The organism is Rhodococcus sp. NPDC054953 (assembly GCF_053609225.1).
Genome location: NZ_JBSGXD010000083.1, coordinates 432 through 1,122 on the forward strand (window position 1 = coordinate 432; position 691 = coordinate 1,122).

1 protein-coding gene is annotated in these 691 nt (G+C 68.7%); it reads right to left on the bottom strand.

The window, feature by feature from the left end; genetic code table 11:
- Positions 1 to 691: hypothetical protein (locus ACWF62_RS20630; protein WP_452631293.1), on the bottom strand; the 691-nt coding region annotated here is incomplete at both ends.

A 691-nucleotide genomic window follows, 5' to 3' on the forward strand; every position in this document is an offset into this window, starting at 1 on the left:
GGGCGCGGGCGGCCAGCCGGACCACTTCCTTGGCGTCCACCAGCGGCAGCGGCACCTTCTTCTTCTTCCAGAACTTGACCGGGTCGCGGATCTCCTTGGACTTGCCGTCCGGGCCCTTGCGGAAGAACCCGTGGATCGGCCCCAGCGCGTGCCCGGTGACCTCGATCCGCAGGGTGTGGTGCAGCACCGTGACGGTGATCATCATGGTGAGCACCAGCTCGCCGTCCCACAGCACGAACTGCACACCCAGATAGTGCCGGTCCCCGCTGTCGAACTGCTGCTCGTTGCAGATCCGCTGGACCTCGATGTTGTCGATGCCGAACGAGTCGGCGGTGTCCCCCATGGGCCGGCTGATCGCGCCGGCGCCCTCCCCTATGTGACGGACCACCCAGTGCTTGATCGACGGGGTGGGGAAGCCACCGGTGTGCAGCGGGCCGCGCTCCAGCATCCGCAACTGGTCGTGGATGGCACGGGCGACATCCCAGGCCCGGAACGGGTCGATCTCGCGCCCCGGGTCCTTGGGCACCAGCTCCTCGGCCAGCTGCCAGCTGCCCCAGCGCACCCCCATGCCCAGAATGCCCTGCGGGCCCGCGTAGTGGACGATGTTGCTGTTCTGCTCGGCGGCCAGCTTGGCCAGGCCCACCCGCAGCCGCTCCGCCTCCTTGTCGTTGGGGTTCTGCGGAACGGCCTC